The sequence below is a fragment of the Aeribacillus sp. FSL K6-1305 genome (genome assembly GCF_038050115.1).
GTDB lineage: Bacteria > Bacillota > Bacilli > Bacillales > Aeribacillaceae > Aeribacillus > Aeribacillus composti.
This window is the reverse complement of sequence record NZ_JBBOQV010000001.1, coordinates 1,503,145-1,526,265: the sequence shown is the minus strand read 5'-3', so window position 1 is coordinate 1,526,265 and position 23,121 is coordinate 1,503,145. Positions and strand designations below refer to the sequence as shown.

Annotated in this window: 24 protein-coding genes and 1 other annotated feature; of the genes, 22 read left to right on the top strand and 2 right to left on the bottom strand. The window is 39.6% G+C overall.

Annotation, left to right across the window (positions count from 1 at the left end; all coding sequences use genetic code 11):
• Window positions 1-6: 6 nt before the first annotated feature.
• The 18 genes from mnmA to NST97_RS07280 all read left to right on the top strand — a co-directional run bounded on the left by mnmA (window position 7) and on the right by NST97_RS07280 (window position 18,404).
• Window positions 7-1,122: a tRNA 2-thiouridine(34) synthase MnmA gene (gene mnmA / locus NST97_RS07365; protein ID WP_063387989.1), complete on the top strand. Its 1,116-nt coding sequence runs from the start codon at window positions 7-9 to the stop codon at window positions 1,120-1,122.
• An 81-nt stretch (window positions 1,123-1,203) separates the two neighbouring features.
• On the top strand, window positions 1,204-1,857 hold the full coding sequence (locus NST97_RS07360; protein ID WP_327848041.1) for a tetratricopeptide repeat protein: 654 nt from the start codon (window positions 1,204-1,206) through the stop codon (window positions 1,855-1,857).
• 21 nt (window positions 1,858-1,878) lie between these two features.
• Window positions 1,879-4,254 carry an SF1B family DNA helicase RecD2 gene (gene recD2 / locus NST97_RS07355; protein WP_341343084.1) on the top strand — a complete coding sequence of 792 codons (2,376 nt, stop codon included), beginning with the start codon at window positions 1,879-1,881 and terminating at the stop codon, window positions 4,252-4,254.
• A 199-nt stretch (window positions 4,255-4,453) separates the two neighbouring features.
• Window positions 4,454-4,639, top strand: coding sequence for a hypothetical protein (locus NST97_RS07350; protein WP_094246265.1), 186 nt, complete (start codon window positions 4,454-4,456; stop codon window positions 4,637-4,639).
• Between the two features lie 72 nt (window positions 4,640-4,711).
• Window positions 4,712-5,773 (top strand): AI-2E family transporter, encoded by a 1,062-nt coding sequence (locus tag NST97_RS07345; RefSeq protein WP_339196906.1) that lies wholly within the window; start codon window positions 4,712-4,714, stop codon window positions 5,771-5,773.
• Between the two features lie 49 nt (window positions 5,774-5,822).
• Window positions 5,823-6,029, top strand: a binding site (T-box leader).
• Window positions 6,030-6,101: 72 nt separating this feature from the next.
• Window positions 6,102-8,738 carry an alanine--tRNA ligase gene (gene alaS, locus NST97_RS07340; protein ID WP_339193149.1) on the top strand — a complete coding sequence of 879 codons (2,637 nt, stop codon included), beginning with the start codon at window positions 6,102-6,104 and terminating at the stop codon, window positions 8,736-8,738.
• 71 nt (window positions 8,739-8,809) lie between these two features.
• The gene (locus tag NST97_RS07335; RefSeq protein ID WP_063387994.1) at window positions 8,810-9,076 is read left to right on the top strand and encodes an IreB family regulatory phosphoprotein; all 267 of its coding nucleotides are present in this window, start codon (window positions 8,810-8,812) and stop codon (window positions 9,074-9,076) included.
• A gap of 1 nt (window position 9,077) precedes the next feature.
• Window positions 9,078-9,494, top strand: coding sequence for a Holliday junction resolvase RuvX (gene ruvX / locus NST97_RS07330; protein WP_341343083.1), 417 nt, complete (start codon window positions 9,078-9,080; stop codon window positions 9,492-9,494).
• A 15-nt stretch (window positions 9,495-9,509) separates the two neighbouring features.
• Complete coding sequence (locus NST97_RS07325; RefSeq protein ID WP_063387996.1) at window positions 9,510-9,788, top strand: DUF1292 domain-containing protein; 279 nt, start codon at window positions 9,510-9,512, stop codon at window positions 9,786-9,788.
• A 142-nt stretch (window positions 9,789-9,930) separates the two neighbouring features.
• Window positions 9,931-11,061, top strand: a complete 1,131-nt coding sequence (gene mltG / locus NST97_RS07320) for an endolytic transglycosylase MltG (protein ID WP_066250532.1) — start codon at window positions 9,931-9,933, stop codon at window positions 11,059-11,061.
• A 120-nt stretch (window positions 11,062-11,181) separates the two neighbouring features.
• Window positions 11,182-11,832, top strand: a complete 651-nt coding sequence (locus tag NST97_RS07315; RefSeq protein WP_339193143.1) for an O-methyltransferase — start codon at window positions 11,182-11,184, stop codon at window positions 11,830-11,832.
• Window positions 11,829-12,758: a peptidase U32 family protein gene (locus NST97_RS07310; protein ID WP_063387999.1), complete on the top strand. Its 930-nt coding sequence runs from the start codon at window positions 11,829-11,831 to the stop codon at window positions 12,756-12,758. The genes NST97_RS07315 and NST97_RS07310 overlap by 4 nt, the downstream gene beginning before the upstream one ends.
• A gap of 24 nt (window positions 12,759-12,782) precedes the next feature.
• The gene (locus NST97_RS07305; protein ID WP_066250540.1) at window positions 12,783-14,054 is read left to right on the top strand and encodes a peptidase U32 family protein; all 1,272 of its coding nucleotides are present in this window, start codon (window positions 12,783-12,785) and stop codon (window positions 14,052-14,054) included.
• A gap of 195 nt (window positions 14,055-14,249) precedes the next feature.
• Window positions 14,250-14,726, top strand: a complete 477-nt coding sequence (greA, locus tag NST97_RS07300; RefSeq protein ID WP_063388001.1) for a transcription elongation factor GreA — start codon at window positions 14,250-14,252, stop codon at window positions 14,724-14,726.
• A gap of 69 nt (window positions 14,727-14,795) precedes the next feature.
• Window positions 14,796-16,553 carry a peptidoglycan D,D-transpeptidase FtsI family protein gene (locus tag NST97_RS07295; RefSeq protein WP_144596741.1) on the top strand — a complete coding sequence of 586 codons (1,758 nt, stop codon included), beginning with the start codon at window positions 14,796-14,798 and terminating at the stop codon, window positions 16,551-16,553.
• 53 nt (window positions 16,554-16,606) lie between these two features.
• Window positions 16,607-17,275, top strand: a complete 669-nt coding sequence (locus NST97_RS07290; protein ID WP_339196895.1) for a YrrS family protein — start codon at window positions 16,607-16,609, stop codon at window positions 17,273-17,275.
• A gap of 109 nt (window positions 17,276-17,384) precedes the next feature.
• Window positions 17,385-18,080 carry a 5'-methylthioadenosine/S-adenosylhomocysteine nucleosidase gene (gene mtnN / locus NST97_RS07285; RefSeq protein WP_339193134.1) on the top strand — a complete coding sequence of 232 codons (696 nt, stop codon included), beginning with the start codon at window positions 17,385-17,387 and terminating at the stop codon, window positions 18,078-18,080.
• A 90-nt stretch (window positions 18,081-18,170) separates the two neighbouring features.
• Window positions 18,171-18,404, top strand: coding sequence for a YrhC family protein (locus NST97_RS07280; protein ID WP_063388004.1), 234 nt, complete (start codon window positions 18,171-18,173; stop codon window positions 18,402-18,404).
• Window positions 18,405-18,864: 460 nt separating this feature from the next.
• On the opposite strand, the gene sigK is transcribed toward NST97_RS07280, so the two are convergent.
• Both sigK and NST97_RS07270 read right to left on the bottom strand, forming a co-directional pair.
• Entirely contained in the window at window positions 18,865-19,584 is a 720-nt protein-coding gene (sigK, locus tag NST97_RS07275) for an RNA polymerase sporulation sigma factor SigK (RefSeq protein WP_063388005.1), read from the bottom strand.
• Between the two features lie 277 nt (window positions 19,585-19,861).
• Entirely contained in the window at window positions 19,862-20,002 is a 141-nt protein-coding gene (locus tag NST97_RS07270) for a sporulation histidine kinase inhibitor Sda (RefSeq protein WP_063388169.1), read from the bottom strand.
• A 317-nt stretch (window positions 20,003-20,319) separates the two neighbouring features.
• On the opposite strand from NST97_RS07270, the gene NST97_RS07265 reads away from it, so the two are divergent.
• From NST97_RS07265 to yhbY, 4 genes are read left to right on the top strand one after another with little or no spacing between them, the layout of a single operon-like run.
• Window positions 20,320-20,835, top strand: coding sequence for a YqeG family HAD IIIA-type phosphatase (locus tag NST97_RS07265; protein WP_339193131.1), 516 nt, complete (start codon window positions 20,320-20,322; stop codon window positions 20,833-20,835).
• Entirely contained in the window at window positions 20,835-21,941 is a 1,107-nt protein-coding gene (gene yqeH / locus NST97_RS07260) for a ribosome biogenesis GTPase YqeH (protein ID WP_429653210.1), read from the top strand. The genes NST97_RS07265 and yqeH overlap by 1 nt, the downstream gene beginning before the upstream one ends.
• A 26-nt stretch (window positions 21,942-21,967) precedes the next feature.
• Window positions 21,968-22,813 carry a shikimate dehydrogenase gene (gene aroE / locus NST97_RS07255; RefSeq protein ID WP_066250548.1) on the top strand — a complete coding sequence of 282 codons (846 nt, stop codon included), beginning with the start codon at window positions 21,968-21,970 and terminating at the stop codon, window positions 22,811-22,813.
• On the top strand, window positions 22,810-23,106 hold the full coding sequence (gene yhbY, locus NST97_RS07250; protein WP_063388009.1) for a ribosome assembly RNA-binding protein YhbY: 297 nt from the start codon (window positions 22,810-22,812) through the stop codon (window positions 23,104-23,106). Before aroE ends, yhbY begins: the two co-directional genes overlap by 4 nt.
• The last annotated feature ends 15 nt before the right edge of the window (window positions 23,107-23,121 follow it).

The window sequence follows — 23,121 nt, the reverse complement described above, 5'->3', positions numbered from 1 at the left end:
AGAGAGATGGAAAAGGCGCCGCATGAAACAAGAGTCGTAGTCGGGATGTCTGGCGGAGTAGATTCATCTGTAACTGCTTTGCTCCTAAAAGAACAAGGGTACGAAGTCATCGGGGTCTTTATGAAAAATTGGGATGATACGGATGAAAACGGCGTATGTACGGCAACGCAAGATTATGATGATGTAATCCGTGTATGCAATCAGCTTGGGATTCCTTATTATGCAGTGAATTTCGAAAAAGAGTATTGGGATAAAGTGTTCACTTACTTTTTAGAGGAATATAAAGCTGGAAGAACGCCAAATCCCGATGTCATGTGCAATAAAGAAATTAAATTTAAAGCTTTTTTGGAGCATGCAGCTGACTTAGGCGCGGACTATATCGCAACAGGTCATTATGCACGGGTAAAATACCGCGATGGTGTGTACAAATTGCTCAGAGGAAAAGATCCAAACAAAGATCAAACGTATTTTTTGAATCAGCTGAATCAGAAGCAGCTGTCAAAGGTCATGTTCCCCATCGGGCATCTTGAAAAAAAAGAAGTTAGAGAAATTGCGGAAAAAGCAAACTTGGCAACAGCAAAGAAAAAAGATTCAACAGGCATCTGCTTTATTGGCGAGCGGAACTTTAAAGAATTTTTAAGCCAGTATTTACCTGCTCAACCCGGCAAAATGGAGACGTTGTCTGGTGAGGTAAAAGGGAAGCATGACGGGCTTATGTATTATACGATCGGTCAACGCCATGGACTCGGAATAGGAGGAAATGGCGATCCTTGGTTTGTGGTTGGAAAAAATTTAAAAAATAATATTTTATATGTTGAACAAGGATTTCATAATGAACATTTATATTCAGACTCCATTATCGCAACAAATGTAAACTGGATAACCGGTGTAAAACCAACAGATGAGCTTGTTTGCACCGCAAAATTTCGCTACCGCCAGCCTGATCAGCCGGTAAAAGTGAAAATGATCGGTGATCAAACTGCACAAATTTCGTTTGAACAGCCGGTCCGTGCCGTTACACCAGGACAAGCTGTCGTTTTTTATAATGGAGAGGAATGTCTGGGAGGCGGCATTATCGATAAAGTATTTCGCAACGGCGAAAAACTGTGGTATGTCGGTTAAAGAGATAAGCTGTACCGATCGGAATGAGATTTGTTAACTTGGCGCAGCCTCTTTGCCTTTGGATGTGAAAGGATGAAATGGATGCATAAAAATCAACTGGCTTTAGAAGCAATAAAAGAAGGGAAATGGGAAGAAGCAGCGAAATATTTTGCAGAAGCATTGGAAGAAAATCCAAACGATCCTGTGTTATACGTAAATTTTGGGAATTTGCTTGCCTCTTCAGGTGATGAAGAAAGAGCATTGAAATTTTATGAAAAGGCGATTGAGATTGATAAAGGGACGGCTACTGCGTATTACGGCATTGGAACCGTTCATTATAATGCGGGAGATTATCATAAAGCGAAAACATTTTTTGATCAGGCGGAAAAGTATGGGCTTGCTCATAAAGATGTCTATTTTATGCTTGGAATGTCTCTTTACCAGCTTGAACAGCCCCGTCTTGCACTTCCATATTTTTTGCGGGCGGTTGAGCTGGATGAACAAGATGCCAGCGCTCACTTTCAATATGGTTTATGTTTAGCACAAGCAGGCCACATTCAAGAAGCAAAAAAAGAGTTTGAAAAAACGATCGACCTCGATCAACATCACGCAGATGCTTATTATAATTTAGGTGTTGCGTACGCATTTGAAGAAAATAGAGAAGAAGCTTTAAAAATGTTTGATATGGCGCTTTCCATTCAACCGGATCATTTGCTTGCGGGCAACGGGAAAAGGCTGTTAGAAGAAATGATTTAAACGAAATTAGGAGGAAAGAGGATGGGCGGTCAACAGGAGAGTTTGTTTCATGAGGAAAGTACTCCTTTTGTTCGCGGAGCCATTAAACATATTGTGTTCCAGAATGAGCAAAATTTTTATACTGTTATTAAAGTGAAAATTGAAGAGACGAATGAACAGTTTGAGCAAGATCAAGTGACCGTGACGGGTTTTTTTCCTCTTCTCCAATTACATGACAGCTATACGTTTTTTGGCGCGAAAAAATACCATCCAAAATTCGGCGTACAATTTCAAGCCGAGCGTTTTCAAAAGGAGCTTCCAACTACGAAAGAAGGAGTTATTCAATATTTATCAAGCGGGCTTTTTAAAGGAATCGGCAAAAAAACAGCGGAAGCGATCGTGAATGAACTGGGCGAACATGCGATTTCGATTATTTTGGAGGATCCCGATTCATTAAAAAGAGTGAAGAAGCTTTCAAAGGAAAAAGCCAAAATACTGGCTGAAACACTGAAGGAACATCAAGGTTTAGAAGGGGTTTTAATCGGATTAAATCAGCTTGGCATTGGGCCTGCGCTTGGGATGAAAATTTATCAGCTGTATCGGGAGGATACGCTTAAAATCATTCAAAAAAACCCATATCAATTGGTGGAAGATATTGAAGGGATCGGCTTTATTCGAGCGGATGAAATTGGGAGAGAGCTTGGGATCTCCGGCAATCATCCCGACCGGCTGAAGGCGGCTTGTTTGTTCACTATTGAACAAGATGCTGTAAAAGAAGGACATGTATATGTTACAAAAGTTCAGCTGATGGAAAAAGCGAAAAAATTGCTCACCCAAAATGGAGAAGACATATCTGATCAGGATATTGAAAGAATCATTCTTGAATTGGAAGAAGATCGAAAAATTATCGTCGAGGAAGATCGAATTTATTTACCCTCTCTTTACTATGCTGAAGTGGGACTTGCCAATAACATTGAAGAAATTTTAACCCAAAACCAATTTCAAGATATGTTTCCTGAATCAGAATTTTTGCTGGAGTTAGGAAAACTGGAAGAAAAAATGAATGTTCAGTATGCCCCCTCTCAAAAAGAAGCCATTCAGCGGGCTATTCATTCGCCGATTCTTTTGCTGACCGGCGGGCCTGGAACGGGAAAAACAACCGTTATCAAAGGCATCGTTGAAATTTATGCGAACCTCCACGGCCTTTCATTGAACCCAAAAGAATATCAAAAGAAGGAAGAGCCGTTTCCCATTGTACTGGTGGCACCTACCGGACGAGCTGCAAAAAGAATGGCAGAAGCAACCGGTCTTCCTGCCGTCACAATCCACCGCCTTTTAGGATGGAATGGTTCAGAAGGATTTGAACACAATGAGGATCATCCGATTTCTGGAAAGCTTCTGATTGTTGATGAAGTATCAATGGTTGATATTTGGCTCATGCATCAATTGTTTAAATCGCTTCCTTCGGACATACAAATTGTTCTTGTCGGAGACGAACACCAGCTTCCGTCCGTTGGACCCGGCCAAGTGCTTCGCGATTTGATTCAATCCGGACGAATCCCAGTTGTTACACTGACAGATATTTATAGACAAGCAGAAGGATCTACAATTATTGATTTGGCCCATTCAATCCGCCAAGGAACTCTTCCAGCGAACCTTTTGCAAACGACACAAGACAGATCGTTTATTCCTTGTACAACATCACAAATAAAAGAAGTTATAACGAGAGTAATTGAGAACGCTTTGAAAAAAGGATATTCTGCGAAGGATATACAGGTGTTGGCACCGATGTACAGAGGGATTGCCGGCATTGATCAGTTGAATGAAATGCTTCAGGAAATGTTAAACCCCCCTTCAAAAGAAAAAAGAGAGATCAAGCATGGCAACGTTATTTACCGAATCGGGGACAAAGTGCTGCAGCTCGTCAATCAGCCTGATCAAAACGTGTTTAATGGCGATATTGGGGAGATTGTTTCTATTTTTTACGCAAAAGAAAATGTCGAAAAAGAAGATATGGTGGTCATTTCTTACGACGGTATCGAAGTAACCTATACGAAGCAAGATTTTAATCAGTTTACTCATGCTTACTGCTGCTCCATCCATAAAGCGCAGGGAAGCGAATTTCCGATTGTCATTTTGCCGGTAGTAAAAGGCTACTTTCGGATGTTGAGAAGAAATTTGATTTATACAGCTGTTACAAGGAGCAAGCAATTTTTAATTATGTGCGGAGAATGGGAAGCGTTAAAAATGGGAGTATACAACAATCAGGAGTCGATGAGGCAGACAACCTTAAAAGAGAGGCTGAAAACGTCTGAACTTGTCGAGCTGAAAGAGGAGCTTCCTTTTCCACTAGAAGATGCCAACATTGGGATGGAGAACATCACTCCATATGATTTTATGGAAGAGGGCGAAGGATAATAAATTTGTTCCTTTCCATAAGATCGATAACGATTGACAGATGATGCTGCAAACAGGGGACAAATTGTTTAAGCATAAAAAAGCATGCTTTATAGAGACGTATAAATTTTTTGAAAATGGTAACAAATAGTAGTGTGCATAGCGAGAACATACCGGATTAATAAATAATTAAATAAATGAATAAAGAAGGTGTCCCTGTTTGTTAACATGTCCCAATTGTAAAAGCAAAGATATTGGAAAAATCGGAGTCAATCAGTATTATTGTTGGCATTGTTTTATTGAGCTTACCGTTACAAAAGGCATTATTCACACACATCAAGTAGAAGAAGACGGAACACTAAGTTCTTTAGATGACTTGTTTCCTGAAGAAGATCGTGCGATTTGAGGCGCCTAAAATGGGCGCCTTCATGCATATTTTCGTGAGCATTCCTCAAAATAAAAAGAGGAGGGATGCGGGATGAATGAGCGAGAGCGGAAATGGCTTTTCCGAATCATTTTTTTTCTCATTTTATCATTGTTTGTATATATGGTTCTTCAGCTAAAAGTCATTTGGTTTCCTATTTTCAAAATGTTAAAAGCTGTTTTAATTCCTTTTATGCTTTCCGTCTTCATTACCTACTTGCTTCATCCCGTAGTGGAAAAGCTTTACCGTTCAGGTGTTCCAAGAACATGTTCGATTCTCATCATCTATTTTATTTTTTTCGGAGGAGTCGGTTTTAGCTCTTATAAAGGTGTCCCAATTTTTGTTGAACAAATGAAAGACCTTTCCGAAAATATCCCTATGTTTACAAAATATTACCAAAGCTGGACGGATAAAATTCATGACGGAACAACCAATTTACCTGGAGAAATTCATCATCGAATTGAATCTTTTATTGCTGGAATGGAAACATCCGTCGCTGCCTTTCTTGAACGGATGCTTTCAAGCATGAAGTCAATTATTGATTATGCTGTTATTATTGGTGTCATTCCCTTTCTCGTTTTTTATATGTTGAAAGATTATGAGAAAATGAAAAAGGCCATTTGGTACTTCACCCCGAAGAAATGGAGACGTGAAGGGAGACGTTTTTTAGAAAACGTCGATGAGTCGCTCGGAAGTTATTTGCGGGGGCAACTATTTGTTTGTTTTCTGATCGGGCTGGCGGCTTCGATTTTGTTTTGGCTGTTTAAAATTAAATATCCGTTAATTTTAGGGACGATTATCGGAATGACCAATATTATTCCTTATTTCGGTCCATTTATCGGGGCGGTTCCTGCTTTGATGGTCGCTGCAACGCTCTCCATTAACAAAATAATTGTAGTGCTTTTCATCATTTTTGGGCTGCAATTTATTGAAAGTAATATTCTTGGCCCTTTCATCGTTGGGAAAAGCCTGCATATGCATCCGATGGTGATTATTATGGCGCTCTTGGCGGGCGGAGAAATCGGCGGAGTGATCGGTTTAATTTTAGCTGTGCCTTTTATCACTGTTCTGAAAGAGATATTGCTGCATATCATCCGTCTGAGGAAAGCGCATTGACAAGCGATTTTTCCTTGTCTATAATTCGTGATAGACATGGAATAAGTGCATGAAAGCGATGACGAATCGAGTATGTTGCAGTCCATCTTAAAAGAGAGGGGCTTCCGAGGCTGAAAGAAGCTCTAGATGAAGGGCAACAGAACGCTAATTCTGAGTGCAGGCAAAACCTGACGAAAATGCCACGTTACGGCAAATGAAGGTGATGAGCAATTGGCTCATAATCAGGGTGGTACCGCGAGTAACTCTCGTCCCTGTGTAAATCAGAGCATTTACATAGGCGAGAGTTTTTATTTTGCGAGAAAAATGAAGACATTTTAGGAGGAATGCCATGAAAAAGCTCACTTCAGCACAAGTTCGTCAAATGTTTTTAGATTTTTTTAAGGAAAAAGGACATTCGGTTGAACCGAGCGCTTCTTTAATTCCGGTTGATGATCCGTCACTATTGTGGATCAACAGCGGTGTCGCAACATTGAAAAAATATTTTGACGGAAGGGTTGTTCCTGAAAATCCGAGAATTACTAACGCACAAAAATCAATCCGAACAAACGATATTGAAAATGTCGGAAAAACAGCGCGCCATCATACATTTTTCGAAATGCTCGGAAATTTCTCAATCGGCGACTATTTTAAAGAAGAGGCGATTGAATGGGCATGGGAATTTTTAACAAGCGAAAAATGGATTGGCTTCGACCCAAATAGATTATCAGTTACTATTCATCCGGAAGATGAAGAGGCGTATGACATTTGGAAAAATAAAATCGGGTTGCCGGAAGAACGAATTATCCGTTTGGAAGGGAATTTCTGGGATATTGGTGAAGGGCCAAGCGGACCAAATACTGAAATATTTTATGATCGTGGAGAAGAATTTGGAAACGATCCAAATGATCCGGAACTTTATCCCGGTGGTGAAAACGAACGCTATTTGGAAGTTTGGAATCTTGTTTTTTCTCAATTTAATCATAATCCTGATGGAACTTACACTCCGCTTCCAAAAAAGAATATTGATACAGGCATGGGCTTAGAGCGAATGGTTTCTGTCATTCAAAATGCGCCGACCAACTTTGACACAGATCTCTTTTTACCGATCATTCAAGCTACCGAAAAGATTTCGGGGGAAGCTTATCGAACCGACAAAGAGAAAGATGTCGCTTTTAAAGTGATTGCCGACCATATCCGCACGGTTACATTTGCTGTTGCAGACGGTGCGCTACCTTCTAATGAAGGCAGAGGGTATGTACTTCGCCGTCTTATCCGCAGAGCGGTTCGGTATGCAAAAACGATCAACATAGACCGCCCGTTTATGTATGAATTAGTTCCGGTTGTAGCGGAAATTATGAACGATTACTATCCGGAAGTAAAAGAAAAAGCATCTTTTGTTCAAAAGGTAATTAAAAATGAGGAAGAGCGTTTCCATGAGACTCTCCATGAAGGGCTTGCCATTTTAGCGGATGTAATCAAAAAGCAGAAAGGACAGGGTAGCCGAATAATTCCAGGCGAAGATGTGTTTCGGCTTTACGACACATACGGTTTTCCAGTGGAATTGACGGAGGAATACGCACAAGATGAAGGCATGGAGCTGGATTATGAAGGCTTTGAACGAGAAATGGAGCATCAAAAAGAACGTGCAAGAAAAGCCAGACAGGATGTCGACTCGATGCAAGTGCAAAGCGGAATTCTTGTGGAATTAAAAGAGGAAAGCAAATTTGTCGGCTACAATACCCTGGAAGCAAATGCACGGGTGCTTGTGATCATAAAAGATGGGGAATTAGTCGATCAAGCCGAGAGCGGGGAAGAGGTCCAAATTATATTGGACGAGACGCCTTTTTATGCTGAAAGCGGAGGTCAAATTGCTGACAAAGGAATCATCAAAAATGATGATGTGGTCTTAAACGTAAAAGATGTGCAAAAAGCGCCGAACGGCCAACACTTGCACCGGGCTGTCATCGAAAAAGGCGTTTTGACAAAAGGAGCAGCAGTTTACGCTTCCGTTTGTGCAGAGTCTAGAAAATCCATCGTGAAAAATCATACAGCGACACATTTGCTGCACCAAGCGCTGAAGGACGTGCTGGGCGTACATGTCAACCAAGCTGGATCGCTTGTTGCTTCCGACCGTCTCCGTTTTGACTTTTCACATTTTGGACAAGTTTCAACAGAAGAGCTGGAAGAAATTGAGCGAATTGTAAATGAGAAAATTTGGGAAAGCATTCCAGTCTCTATCGAGCACATGCCTCTTGACGAAGCGAAAGCGATGGGCGCGATGGCTTTATTTGGAGAAAAATACGGAAAAATTGTTCGCGTTGTTCAAGTAGGCGATTATTCGCTTGAGCTTTGCGGCGGATGCCATGTAACAAATACAGCGGAAATCGGACTGTTTAAGATTGTTTCCGAAACTGGAATTGGTGCAGGAACCCGCCGAATTGAAGCGGTGACAGGAAAAGAAGCGTACCGGTTTATGAATGAACAATATTTATTGTTAAAGGAAATTGGGGCAAAACTGAAAGCGAATGTAAAAAATCTGCCGGAGAGAATTGACAGTCTGCAGCAAGAAATAAAAGAACTACAGCGGGAAAACGAATCTCTTACGATGAAGCTTAGCAATCTGGAAGCGGGGAACATCGCTGAAAAAGCGGTAACGATCAACGGTGTAACAGTTCTTGCGGAAAAAGTTCAAGTGAAAGATATGAACAGATTGCGCGGCATGGTCGATGAACTGAAGCAAAAGCTCGGCTCGGCTATTGTTGTGCTAGCAACGGTATCAGACGGAAAAGTAAATTTAGCAGCCGGCATCACAAAAGACTTAGTTGACAAAGGGTTCCATGCTGGAAAATTAATTAAGGAAATTGCAAGCCGCTGTGGAGGCGGCGGCGGCGGAAGACCTGACATGGCTCAAGCGGGAGGAAAAAATCCTGAACGGTTAGCTGAAGCTCTTCGTTTTGTCGAAGACTGGGTGAAATCCGTTTCATAAATTCCAGTCATAGTGTAAAATGGATGTAGACAAGCAGATTCGCTTTTTAGTCTAGGAAAGAGGTGCAAAAATTGAGTTCCTTCGATAAAACGATGAAGTTTAATTTTTCAGAAGAACCTGTTGAGACAAATGTCAAGGAAGTTCTAAGTGCCGTATACAATGCACTGGAAGAAAAGGGTTATAATCCGATCAATCAAATCGTCGGCTATTTGTTGTCCGGAGATCCTGCTTACATTCCTAGACATAACGGCGCACGCAATCTGATTAGAAAAATTGAACGAGATGAATTAATTGAAGAGCTTGTAAAATTTTATTTGAAAAACAACCGTGAGGAATAAAATGCGAATCATTGGGTTAGACTTAGGTTCAAAAACATTAGGAGTTGCGGTAAGCGATGAGCTGGGATGGACTGCTCAAGGTGTGGAAACGATCAGCATAAATGAAGATGAAGGCGAGTTCGGGATTCAAAGACTCGCTGAACTGATAAAGAAATACGAGATAGAAAAAATAGTAGTCGGGTATCCGAAAAATATGAACGGCACCGTTGGACCAAGGGGAGAAGCAAGCGAGCGCTTTGCCGCGCTTTTGAAGGAGCAGTTTCAGCTTCCGGTCATTTTATGGGATGAGCGCCTTTCGACGATGGAAGCCGAAAGATTTCTCATTGAGGCGGATGTAAGCCGGCGAAAAAGACGGCAAGTCATTGATAAAATGGCTGCGGTGATTATTTTGCAAAGTTATTTGGACAGTCAACAATAAATTGAGGTGAAATAAGTGGAAGGTGAAAAACATATTACCGTTATTGATGAAAACGGTAATGAACAACTATACGAAATTTTGTTTACGTTTAATTCGGACGAATTTGACAAATCTTACGTTCTTTATTATCCGATCGGCATCGATGATGAGGAAGACGAAGATGGAATAGAAATTCATGCAGCAAGCTACATTCCCAATGAAGACGGTGAGGGCGGAAAGCTGGAGCCTGTGGAAACCGATGAAGAATGGGAAATGATCGAGGCCGTTTTAAATACATTTTTAGAAGAGGAATAAGCACCGTTTTGCGGTGCTTTTTTTGTTGAGGTGATTTACATCCAAATGAAAAAAACAATTTCTTCCTATAAAAAAATGGAGATTTTTGACGAATAAATGCGTGTATGTAGTATAATAATCGGGACGGAAGGAGGATGAATTGATGGCGGATTCGGATTCGAATAAGGAATTTTTGGATAAGAAACTCCAAGAAAAACTGCATATAGCGAAAATTGTTCGAAAAACTGTGTTAACTGTCCTGATTGCCTTTGTTGTTATATTTGCTGGAGTGATTGGCGGCGGGTATTTATATGTGCGATCTGCATTAAAGCCTGTTGATCCGGATAATAAGGAACCTGTAAAGGTACAAATTCCGATTGGATCTTCCGTATCGCAAATTGCTTCTATTTTAGAAAAAAATGACATCATTAAAAGTGCGATCGTGTTTAAATATTACGTGAAATTTAAAAATGAATCAGGGTTTCAAGCAGGAAATTATCAATTTAATCAATCGATGACGATTCAAGAAATCGTTGAACGCTTAAAAAAAGGCGAATTAATGGGAGAAGCAGCTATTAAATTGACGATCCCGGAAGGATTGCAACTATCAGAAATTGCTGACATCATCGCCAAACATACTCCCTATTCAAAAAAAGAAATTATGAACCAATTAACAAACCAACAGTTTATCAAACAAATGCAAAAAAAGTATCCTAATACAATAACAGATGACATTTTCAACGGACGTATAAAATATGCATTGGAAGGATATTTGTATCCGGCTACTTATTCGTTTTATGAGGAATCTCCTCCGTTGTCGGAAATCATTGAAACAATGATTAAAAAGACAGATGAAATGCTTGTTCCTTATAGAAACAAAATGAAAGAGCTGAGTCTTTCCACTCATCAATTTTTAACATTAGCGTCTTTAGTGGAGGAGGAAGCGACGGAAAAAGCCGACAGGGAAAAAATAGCCAGCGTTTTTTACAATCGTTTAGAAAAGAACATGCCTCTCCAGACAGATCCAACCGTTTTATATTCATTAGGAAAGCATAAGGAGCGCGTATACTATAAAGATTTAGAAGTCAATTCTCCCTATAACACATATAAAAATAAAGGACTTCCGCCGGGGCCGATTGCCAATGCTGGCAAGCAGTCACTAGATGCTGTAGCAAATCCTGCCGATACAAACTATTTTTATTTTCTCGCAACGAAAGAAGGGGAAGTTATATTTACGAAGACGTTGGATGAGCATAACAAAGAAAAAGCTAAGCATATTACGGAAAAGGATTAAAGGTTTGCGATTCGCATTCCTTTTTCTTTTATGTTAAAATATATCGAGCTAAAAAAACAAACTTGAAGAGTTCGAACAGAACTCTTCTTTGATTAAGGGAGTTTTTTAGGAGTGTCCATTTTGCCAAACAAAAAAATCGAGGAATATTTAGCAAATTTTTCTACTAACAAAGATGAAAAATTAGTTCAATTAGAAGCATATGCAAAAGAGCAGAAGGTGCCGATTATGGAAGAGCGGGCGCTGTCTGTCATGCTTCATATTTTAAAGCTCCATCAGCCGAACAAAATATTGGAAATTGGGGCGGCGATCGGCTATTCGGCGATTCGGATGGCAAAAGCGTTGCCGAACACAAAAATTGTAACGACTGAAATAGATCCTAATCGATTTGAACTAGCGGAACAAAATATTCGAGCTTGCGGTCTTGAAAATCAAATTACCATTTATCACGGTGATGCTCTAGAAATCGTACAGGAAGTCAAGCTTGACGGTCCGTTTGATGCGCTCTTTATCGATGCGAGCAAAGGGCAATATAAACGTTTTTTTCAAGCATATGAACCTTTGCTGTCAAAAAGAGCGGTCGTTTTTTCGGATAATGTTCTTTTTAAAGGACTAGTCGCTGAAGAAATGATAGAATCAAAAAGGTTAAAATCTTTAGCGAAGAAAATTAAAGAATATAATGAATGGCTAATGAATCAGTCCGAATGGGATACCGTTATTATTCCGATAGGCGACGGATTAGCCTTCAGTATAAAAAGGGGTGAAGGGGAATGAAAAAACCCGAACTGCTCGTCACACCTGTAAATGTCAAAAATATTGAGAGCCTTTGCAAAGCTGGCGCAGATGCTTTTATCATCGGCGAACAGCGTTATGGCTTAAGGCTTGCAGGGGAATTTCATCGAAAAGATGTATTAGATGCGATTGACCTTGCCCATCAATATGGAAAAAAAGTATACGTTGCAATGAATGCAATTTTTCATAATGATAAAGTAGACGAGCTTGCAGATTATGTAAAATTTGTTCATAATGCGAAGGCAGATGCGATTGTATTCGGTGATCCAGCTGTGTTAATGACTGTTAGGGAAGTTGCTCCGGAGATGAAGCTCCATTGGAATACGGAAACAACCGCGACCAACTGGTATGCATGCAACTATTGGGGAAGGAAAGGCGCCAAGCGTGCAGTACTAGCTCGGGAGTTAAGCATGGAAGCTGTCATTGAAACGAAAGAGCATGCAGAAGTGGAAATAGAAGTCCAAGTCCACGGAATGACGTGCATGTTTCAGTCCAAAAGATCTCTTATCGGCAATTATTTTGAATATCGTGGGAAAGCGATGGAAATTCACAATTATAAATACGGCAAAAATATGTTTTTGCATGATAAAGAGAGAAATAACAAATATCCAATTTTTGAGGATGAAAATGGAACCCATATTATGAGTCCGAATGATATTTGCATCATTGACGAGCTGGAGGAACTGGTTGATGCAGGAATTGATTCTTTTAAAATAGATGGCGTGCTGAAAACTCCGGAATATATTGTAGAAGTGACGAAAAAGTATCGAAAGGCGATCGATTTATGCGCTGAGGATCGAGAGCAATATGAAAATGTTAAAGACAAGCTGTACGCTGAAATTGAGGAAATACAGCCGCCAAACCGCCCGTTGGATACAGGATTTTTCTTTAAAGAGACCGTTTATTAAAAAAACGTTAAAGGAGGAGTTCGCATGCCGGTTGTGAAAGATAAAATTTCAACAATTATCAACGGTAAAAGGGTCATAACGAAAAAACCTGAACTTCTTGCACCTGCCGGAAATTTGGAGAAATTAAAAATCGCCGTCATGTACGGTGCTGACGCCGTCTTCATTGGCGGACAAGAGTACGGCTTGCGTTCCAATGCCGATAATTTCTCCATTGAGGAAATTAAAGAAGGAGTTCAATTTGCTAATCAGTACGGGGCAAAAATATATGTGACGACAAACATTTATGCACATAATGAAAACATTCCTGGACTCGATCAATATTTAAAAGCGCTAGAAGACGCGGGAGTGGCAGGGGTCATTGTCGCAGATCCCCTCATTATTGAAACGTGCAGAAAGGTAGCTCCAAAATTGGAAGTCCACTTAAGCACTCAGCAATCCCTTTCGAATTGGAAAGCTGTCCAATTTTGGAAGGAGGAAGGTTTGGAGCGGGTCGTTCTAGCACGGGAAACGAGCGCTGAAGAAATTAGAGAAATAAAAGAAAAAGTAGATATTGAAATCGAAACGTTTATTCACGGTGCGATGTGCATTGCCTATTCAGGCCGCTGCACATTAAGCAATCATATGACAGCGCGAGATTCAAACAGAGGAGGATGCTGTCAGTCCTGCCGGTGGGATTATGATTTATATGAATATTATAAAGGCAAAGAAGTGCCTATGTTTGATGAGCAAGACTCTCCATTTGCAATGAGCGCTAAAGACTTAAAATTGGTTGAGTCGATTCCGAAAATGATTGAAATGGGGATCGACAGCTTGAAAATTGAAGGCCGCATGAAATCCATTCACTATGTTGCAACTGTTGTCAGTGTATATCGCAAAGTCATTGATGCATACTGCGCCGATCCCGATCATTTTGTCATGAAACAGGAATGGCTGGAAGAATTGGATAAATGCGCGAACAGAGAAACGGCTCCTGCCTTTTTTGAAGGAGTGCCTGGTTATCAAGAGCAATTATTTGGCACTCACAGCAAAAAAACAGCATACGACTTTGTCGGGCTTGTGCTTGACTGGAATCCAGAAACGAAAATGGTGACATTGCAGCAAAGAAACCATTTCAGACCTGGTGACGAAGTAGAATTTTTCGGTCCGCAAATTGACAATTTTCGCATTGTCATCGATAAAATTTGGGATGAAGATGGAAATGAATTGGATGCAGCAAGACATCCTTTGCAAATAATCCGCTTCAAGTGCGAGCATCCGCTATATCCGTATAATATGATGAGAAAAGAGACAAGATAGGGGAAGAATCTGGATTTTTTTATAAAAAAGCAAAACGTTTCTTGAACTGCCGATTATTTTGTAATAACATATCATAGATAAATATTTCCTTCTATAACTATGTTATAAAAGATTCTTTTCTGTCGAAAGAACGGCAGAAAAGTTCTTTCATTTTTTAGGAACCATTAGGGGGATATAAAGAAAAGGAGGACTATTATGGCGGAAGAAAAGGTATTTCCTATGACGAAAGCTGGGAAAGAAAAACTTGAACAAGAACTTGAGTATTTAAAAACGGTAAAGCGAAAAGAAGTTGTAGAACGAATAAAAGTGGCAAGATCATTTGGCGACCTATCAGAAAACTCTGAATATGATTCAGCAAAAGAAGAGCAAGCTTTTGTAGAAGGACGCATTACAACGCTCGAAAATATGATTCGCAATGCGAAAATTATTGAAGAAGACACAGAAAATAAAACAACTGTTTCACTTGGAAAATCTGTTACGTTTATTGAATTGCCTGATGGAGAAGAAGAAACTTATACAATTGTCGGAAGTGCAGAAGCAGATCCTTTCGAAGGGAAAATTTCCAATGATTCTCCGATGGCTAAAAGCCTGCTCGGCCGTCAAGTAGGGGAAGAAGTTGTAGTTCAGACGCCTGGCGGCGATATGACAGTCAAAATTGTACGTGTTGATTAATGTTGATAGCCTTTAATATAGTTTAAGATGTGCGCACCTCGTCGAAAATATAAGACGAGGTGTTTTTTTATGAATAAGCGAATAAAATATATAGGCGTCTTCATCATTTTGTTAATGGGTGTTCTCATATATAGACTTGCGCAAATTCAACTGCTTGAAACCGAGTCATTTTCAGAACAAGATGTCAATTTGATGAAAGAAAGCGTCAAACAGAGGACACAAGAAGTAATTATAGATGATGGGCGGGGTCGATTTATTGATCGTGAAAATAAACCTTTGAACGAAACATATTTGCCTACGCTCGTTTTATTTCCATTTCTGAAAAATTATCAATGGCCGATCGATCAATTGGCGGCAGCCATTTCTGTTCGCAAGGATGAAATCGAACAATTATTGAAAGGAACGAAAAATGAACCTATTTTGTTGAATAAAGAAAAAGGATTTCAACTTGATGAACAGGATATAAAAGCCATCAATAAGTTAAAAATTCCGGGAGTATTCGGCATCTTTATGAAAACAGAGCAATCAGACAATATTGCTTCCCATCTTATTGGGATGACAAGCGAAAATGAAACAGAATGGAAAAAAAGATACCCTGACAAAGAGATCACGTCATTAAGTCCTGAAGTAGGCGTGACTGGACTGGAGGAGGCGTTTGATGAATTTTTGCAGCCGGAAGATGCGTCAAGACTTTTATATCATGTTGATGGTCTCGGCAGGCCTCTTTTCGGCGTCAATGTAAAATATATTGCCGATTCCAATCCATTTTACCCAATTGCCGTTCAAACAACGATTGACAAACATTTGCAAGAAAAAGCTGAACAAATTTTAACAAAACATCAAATAAATGAAGGCGGCCTCGTTCTGTTAGACATTGAAAACAGCGAAGTAGTTGCAATGGCCTCCAAACCGGATCTGGACCGGAATGATCCAAAAACATATGAAAATAAAATGCTTTCGGCAATGTTTCCTGGTTCTGTTTTTAAAACCGTTATCGCTGCAGCAGCGATCGACACAAACATGATCAAACCGGAAAGAACATTTAATTGTGACCGGAATGTCTACGGCCAAACAGAAAAAGAGGAAGAAAAGCGGGCTGGAACGCTTACGTTTGAAGAAAGCTTTGCGAAAAGCTGCAATTATGCGTTTGCTACGATAGGTCAGGAATTAATACAAAAAAAGAGCAATATAATTGAAGAATACGCAGAAAAGCTTGGCCTTCTCAGCTTCTCAGGCTGGTCGGGAAAAGTATACCATTACGATCAATTTAAACAATTTCCAAGGGAGCAAAGAGGAACGATTTGGGGAGATGACAGCGACAAAAAGTCAGCAAAGGCCATCGCACAAACCTCCATCGGACAAAAAAATGTAAAGGTTACTCCTCTAGCTGTCGCGAATATGATGGCTACAATTGCTCGCGGAGGAGAAAAAAGAGAAGTGAAAGTCGTGGATAAAATTTTATATAAAAACGGAGAAACGATGTATACATTCAAGAACCATTTGATGAAAGGAGAAAAAATTTCCCCTGCAACATCATCAAAATTAACGGATCTCCTGCTTCAAGTAGTCGCTCATCCTGATGGAACCGGCAGAGCGTTTCAAAGCTTGCCTGTTAAAGTAGCCGGCAAATCAGGCACTGCCGAAACGGGAACATTGAACGACAATGGAAAAAAATTATATCATAAATGGTTTGCCGGTTTTTTTCCTGCGGAACATCCGAAATATGCCTTAGTTGTTGTTGATATGAACAAAACGAGCGGTAGAGCAAAGACAAATGATGTTTTTTACGAAATGGTTGAACAGATTTATAATGTTAATGAAGAATAAAGTATGTTAAAATAATAACTCAAAGATTGGAGAAACAAAGGAGTTGACGGGGAATGGCGGGTTCTCGTTATGAAATTCGGGATAAAAAACGAAAAACGAATTTGATTTTAAATATTTTAATTGGAATTGTCGCCTTACTCATCCTCGTTATTGCTTCTCAGCTTTTTTTGGGAGGCGGTACTGAACAAGCGAATTCCAACAGTGAACAACAAAAAGAGCAATCAAGCTCATCTAAAAATATCGAAGAAGAGACAGCTGAACAATCTAACGATCAGCGGGAAGAAGAAAAAGCAGCTGAACAGAATGAAAGTAATGAAATTAAGGAGGAAGAGGACGAAAATACACAATCAGCAAATAAAGAAAAGGAATCGAGCGATGATCCTTTTGAAGGTGCAACAGTAACTGAAGGAGAAGCAGGTTCCGATGTTGAACAAATCATTGAAAATCCAAATTGGAAGCCGATCGGAACAGTCCAGACAGGTGAGCACGTTACGACTTATAAAAAGTCATCTGTAGATTGGAAGGAAATGGAGAAAGCATTAAGCTATGCAACAGGTGTTTCTCTTGAAAATATGCAGACCCTTTGGATCGGCAATAACGGAAGCCCGAATGATGCGAAAGGAACGATTCAAAACAAAGCAGACGGAAAAAAATATAGAGTATCCATTACATGGATAGACGGAGAGGGCTGGAAACCGACTAGAGTTGAAGTATTAAAATAGACTGAAAAGCAAAAAAGACCCTCATGTGTAAAAAGCTGACTGTCAAACACTTGAGGGATCTTTTTTTATGATTTTTATAGCTATTCATGATAGAAAGGAATGTTGGAATATGAAAATTGCAATCATTGGTGCAATGGAAGAAGAAGTTCGCATCCTGCGCGAGAAATTGGATTGTACAAAAGAAGAGGAGATTGCAGGCTGCAGTTTTATGATTGGGAAATACAATCAAACTGATACGATTTTATTAAAATCAGGAATTGGAAAAGTGAATGCAGCCGTAAGCACAACTTTGCTGCTGGAGCGATATCGGCCGGATTATGTGATCAATACCGGCTCCGCCGGAGGATTTCATGAGTCTTTAAACGTAGGGGATGTTGTCATATCCACAGAGGTTCGCCATCATGATGTAGATGTGACGGCTTTTGGATATGAATATGGTCAAGTTCCCGGGCTTCCTCCATCCTTTAAGGCTGATGAAAAACTGATTGAAATCGCTGAAAGAAAAGCAAAAGACATTTCAGGAATTCAGACGGTAAAAGGGGCGATCGCAACGGGGGATTCTTTTATGAACGACCCCGATAAAGTAGCTTTTGTCCGGTCTAAATTCAGCCATTTGTACGCTGTTGAGATGGAAGCTGCTGCTGTCGCGCAAGTGTGCTACAAATTTCAAACGCCTTTTGTCATCATCCGGGCGCTCTCAGATATCGCCGGAAAAGAGTCGAACATTTCCTTTGAACAATTTTTAGACAAAGCGGCTTTCAATTCATCGGAATTGGTTCTGAAAATGATTGAAGAACTAAGTTGAATGTAAATGGAAACTATTACAAGCCTATTAGCCCGAATCGATATGTTATTCTTTTATAATATAGAATAACTAATTCGATTAGGTGATATCATGGAGGAGAAAAAATTAAAAGAATTAATAGAAGACTATAAGCATTTTGCTCTCGTTCTGCTAGCTGTCGGAACCTTTTTATACATCGGAATATGGATTCCTAATCATTCACCTCGGACCAATATACAAGAAATAATGCTAATCGGAACTTCAACGATGATGTTAGCCAGCTCTATTCTATTTTTTAAATTGTCATCGAAATATCAAAAAAAGCTTGATAAATTGCAATCTTAATCATTTCTTGAAAAAGGGCTCCAAAAAGTCAGTATAGCTGACTCTTTTGAGCCCCTCTTTTTTGATAAAACATTAGGTGAATGAAGGCGGCATTGTTCTGTTTCATATGAAAACAGCAACTAGCGCTGCAATAAAGGCTGCCTTTTTACAGATTGAAAGCAGTTGTAATGGGCTCTCAACCGTAACGTTCGCATCCTGTCAAATCATGTTACCACCATTTTACGTCAAACAGCGGATTCGCTTTCTGCGATTTTTATTAATCGGTCAATTTTGAGATTCGTTTTTATATCTCGATTTGCGCCAATGCGCTGGAAAACCTGTAGCAAGGTTAATTTTGAGTTTTATGGGATGTCACATATCGGAAAGCCACTTTAAAATGAATTTTGCAGATATACGCGAGTAAATCATTCAGGAACTCTCGCAAATTTCGCACAAAATCTCGTTGAAAATGCTTTTCCTTTTATTCTTTTGACATCTTTTTTTCTTTTTCATTTCGGTAAAACTCATGAAACATTTTCATAAGTGCCCTTTTTTCGATTCTGGAAACATAACTCCTCGAAATGCCGAGCTCTTTTGCAATTTCACGCTGCGTTTTTTCCTGCTGCGTATTCAATCCAAACCGCCCGATAATGACTTCTTTTTCTCTTTCGTCTAGAATCGATAAATATTTCTTAATTTTTTCCAGCTCCATATTCAATTGAATCGTGTCGATAATATCTTCATTTTCTGATTTTAGCACATCTATTAAACTGATTTCGTTTCCTTCTTTATCTTGGCCAATAGGATCGTGTAGGGAAACATCTTTTTTTGTTTTTTTTAAGGAACGGAGATGCATTAAAATTTCATTTTCAATGCATCTTGCGGCATATGTAGCAAGCTTTGTCCCTTTGTTTTCGGAATAGCTTTCAATCGCTTTAATTAAACCAATTGTGCCGATGGATATGAGATCTTCCGAGTCTTCACCTGTATTTTCAAATTTTTTGACAATATGAGCGACAAGGCGCAAATTATGTTCAATTAATATATTTCTTGCTTCGTCATTTCCTTCGGCCATCAGGCGGAGATATTTTTTTTCTTCATTTGGGGAAAGCGGTTGAGGGAAAGCATTGTTTTTTACATATGAAACGAGAAAAACCAATTCTTTTATAAAATAGCTTAGTGCAGTCAAAATTCCAGACATGTTTTTCACCCCCGCATTACGTATTATTAAATTGTATGTGATTGCGGCTTTGTCCTTGTATGTCCTTCATGAAAAAGGGGAAAGAGTATGGAAAACAGCTGAGTTTTAGTTATAATGAGACAGTGAAGAAAAATGGATTGGTATCGGAGATCATCAGTTGAAAGGTATTAAGTCATTGTGGATTGACATCAACGATTATCTGTTAAAGGAGTTTAGCGGCTGTGGAACATGCAGCCATGCGCCGGGGGTAGGTTTTTAAGCAAAAAAAAAGACACCGCTAAGACGATGCTTTTAATAAGTGAGAGAGCGAGCGGCGCTTTATTTCCAATTCTATTAATTCGATGAATTCTTTGCTAAGCCTCATTTCGGTTGCTTTATAGTAAGATTCAATTAAAAATTCGTCCGATAAATTTTTCATAGAAGCGATCATGTTATGGAGAAAGCACCTCCTTTATTTATTACCATAAATTTACCATGTTTTTTAATAGAGAACAACCGTTCTGTTATCCACAGCCTTCGGTGGAAAAGCTGTGGGTAGTTTGTTTATATACTTTACTAAAGATTGATATGAATAGGTGGATATTGTGTATAAAATTATCCACAGCTGTTGAATATGTTAAAAAATTGTCGAATTTTTTTTGTGAAAACAATATTGTTTTGAAAGTAAACTCGAAATTCGGTATGATGAAAAATAGTTTAACAGTAGTCTATTTATTGAATTAAGAGGTGTTCAATTTGCTGAAAAGGTTTTTGCCCGGAGAATATGCGAAAAGCGTTTTTCATATTTATCCTCATTTTTTAAAGGAAAAAGGTATAAAAGGTATTATTACCGATTTAGATAATACTTTAGTAGAATGGGACAGGCCGAACGCAACTCCGAAATTGAAAAATTGGTTTGAAATGATGGAACAGAACGGGATTAAAGTGACAATTGTTTCAAATAATAACGAAAAACGCGTTCGTTCGTTTTCTGAACCGCTGAATATTCCGTTCATTTCGAAAGCGGGAAAACCCCGTGCAAAAGCGTTTAAAAAAGCGGCTGAGCAGATGGGGCTGAAAAAAGAAGAAGTTGTTGTGGTCGGCGACCAGCTGCTGACAGATGTTCTCGGAGGGAATCTCTGCGGTTTTCATACGATTTTAGTTGTGCCTGTATCGTCTACTGACGGCTTTTGGACCCGGATCAACAGGAAAATTGAAAGGAAAATTTTAAAATTGTTAAAACAGAAAGGCATGCTGCATTGGGAGGAGTGATGAGTTTGGATGAGAAGGTTTGCGTCGGGTGCGGAGTAAAAATTCAAACGGAAGATCCATCTGAAATTGGATATGCTCCAAAAGCTGCTCTTGAGAAAGAACAGCCGATCTGCCAAAGGTGTTTTCGGCTGAAACATTATAACGAAATTCAAGATGTCTCGTTAACAAATGAGGACTTTTTAAAAATTTTGCACGGCATTGGCAATACGAAAGCTCTTGTTGTGAAGGTTGTCGACATTTTTGATTTTAACGGAAGCTGGATCAACGGCATACAGCGTTTTATCGGCTACAATCCAGTCATTTTAATCGGCAATAAAGCAGATCTCCTTCCAAAATCGGTGAAAAAAGAAAAGGTTATTCGTTGGATGAAGAGAGAAGCAAAAGAGTATGGATTAACGCCATTGGATGTGCTTTTAATCAGCTCAGAAAAGGGACATGGCATTAAAGAAGCGGCAGAGCAAATAGATCATTATCGCAACGGAGAAAACGTGTATGTTGTTGGATGTACAAATGTTGGGAAATCAACTTTTATTAATCGAATCTTGAAGGAGGTTACGGGAGAAGGGGATATCATTACAACTTCCCATTATCCCGGCACAACGCTCAATCTAATTGAAATTCCGTTAGATGACGGCGCAGTTTTATACGATACACCAGGCATTATCAATGATCATCAGATGGCGCACTTTATTGATAAGCGCGACCTAAAGCTTCTATCGCCGAAAAAAGAAATTAAGCCTAGAGTGTTCCAGTTAAATGAAAGGCAAACTTTATACTTCGGCGGATTGGCAAGACTGGATTATATAAAGGGAGGACGTTCCTCCATTGTGTGCTATATTCCGAACAGCATTGACATTCATCGAACAAAACTGGAGAAGGCGGATCATTTATATGCAACACATTTAGGGGAGCTTTTAACCCCTCCTAGTAAAGAAGCAGTCGAATCCTTTCCAGAACTTGTCCCGCACGAATTCACTATAAATGGAAAAAAGAAAGATATCGTGTTTTCAGGTCTTGGATGGGTAACGATCCACGATGGACCGAAAAGAGTCGTTGCTTATGCACCTAAAGATGTACATGTGGGCGTCCGTCATTCATTAATATAAAAACAAAAAGGTGGAGAGGATTTCAAATGGAGCAAGTTTACGGAGTAATAGGCGACCCGATCGGTCATTCGCTTTCCCCTCTCATTCATAACGATGCTTTCGATTACTTAAATATGAATGCCCGCTATCACGCATTTCAAGTAAAAGGGGAAGAGCTTGAACAAGCGGTAAAAGGGATGAAGGCTCTTGGCATAAAGGGGTTTAATGTAACGGTTCCGCATAAAGTGTCAATCATTCCTTTTCTTGATGAGTTGGATGAATCGGCTCAATTGCTTCACGCGGTAAATACAGTAAAAAACGAAGACGGGAGATTAATCGGTTTTAACACAGACGGATACGGATTTTACCTGTCATTGAAAGAGCATATTGACAATACCAATCCCCGAGATTTAAAAGTGCTGCTGATCGGGGCGGGCGGAGCCGCTCGGGCGATCTATACAACGCTGGCGAAAGAAGGCTTTGCGTTCATTGATATTGTAAACAGAACAGCAGAGCGGGCTCATCTGTTAAAGGAAAACTGCAGCTATGAGACAAAAGGAAACGTTTATTCATTCCAACAACTCGATCAAACGTCCAATGAATATGATGTCATCATTCAAACGACATCCATCGGGATGAAGCCGAATATCGAAGAAAAGCCGATTGAATTAACCGGACGCGTTCACGGCGGAACTGTCGTTGCTGATATCATTTATAATCCGCTGAAAACGATGTTATTAAAAGAGGCTGAAAAGCTGGGCCTTAAAACTGTTGACGGAGTAGGAATGTTTGTTTATCAAGGGGCATGTGCGTTTCAAATATGGACGAATGTGGAACCTGATGTCAGTCGAATGAAAAAGCTCGTATATGAAAAATTAGGAGGAAAATCATGACTTTAACTGGAAAACAAAAACGTTTTTTACGCTCTCTTGCACATCATCTGAACCCGATATTCCAAATTGGAAAGGGCGGAGTAAATTCAAATTTGCTTCAGCAGGTGAACGATTGTTTAGAAGCAAGAGAGCTCATAAAAGTGAACGTGCTGAAAAATTGTGATGAAGACAAAGCAGCAGTTGCTCAAGCACTTGTTGATGGGACAAATGCCCATCTCGTCCAAATCATCGGAAATGTCATTGTTTTATATAAAGAATCAAAAGAAAAAAAACAAATCATTTTGCCTGAATAAACGAACGGATGGTGC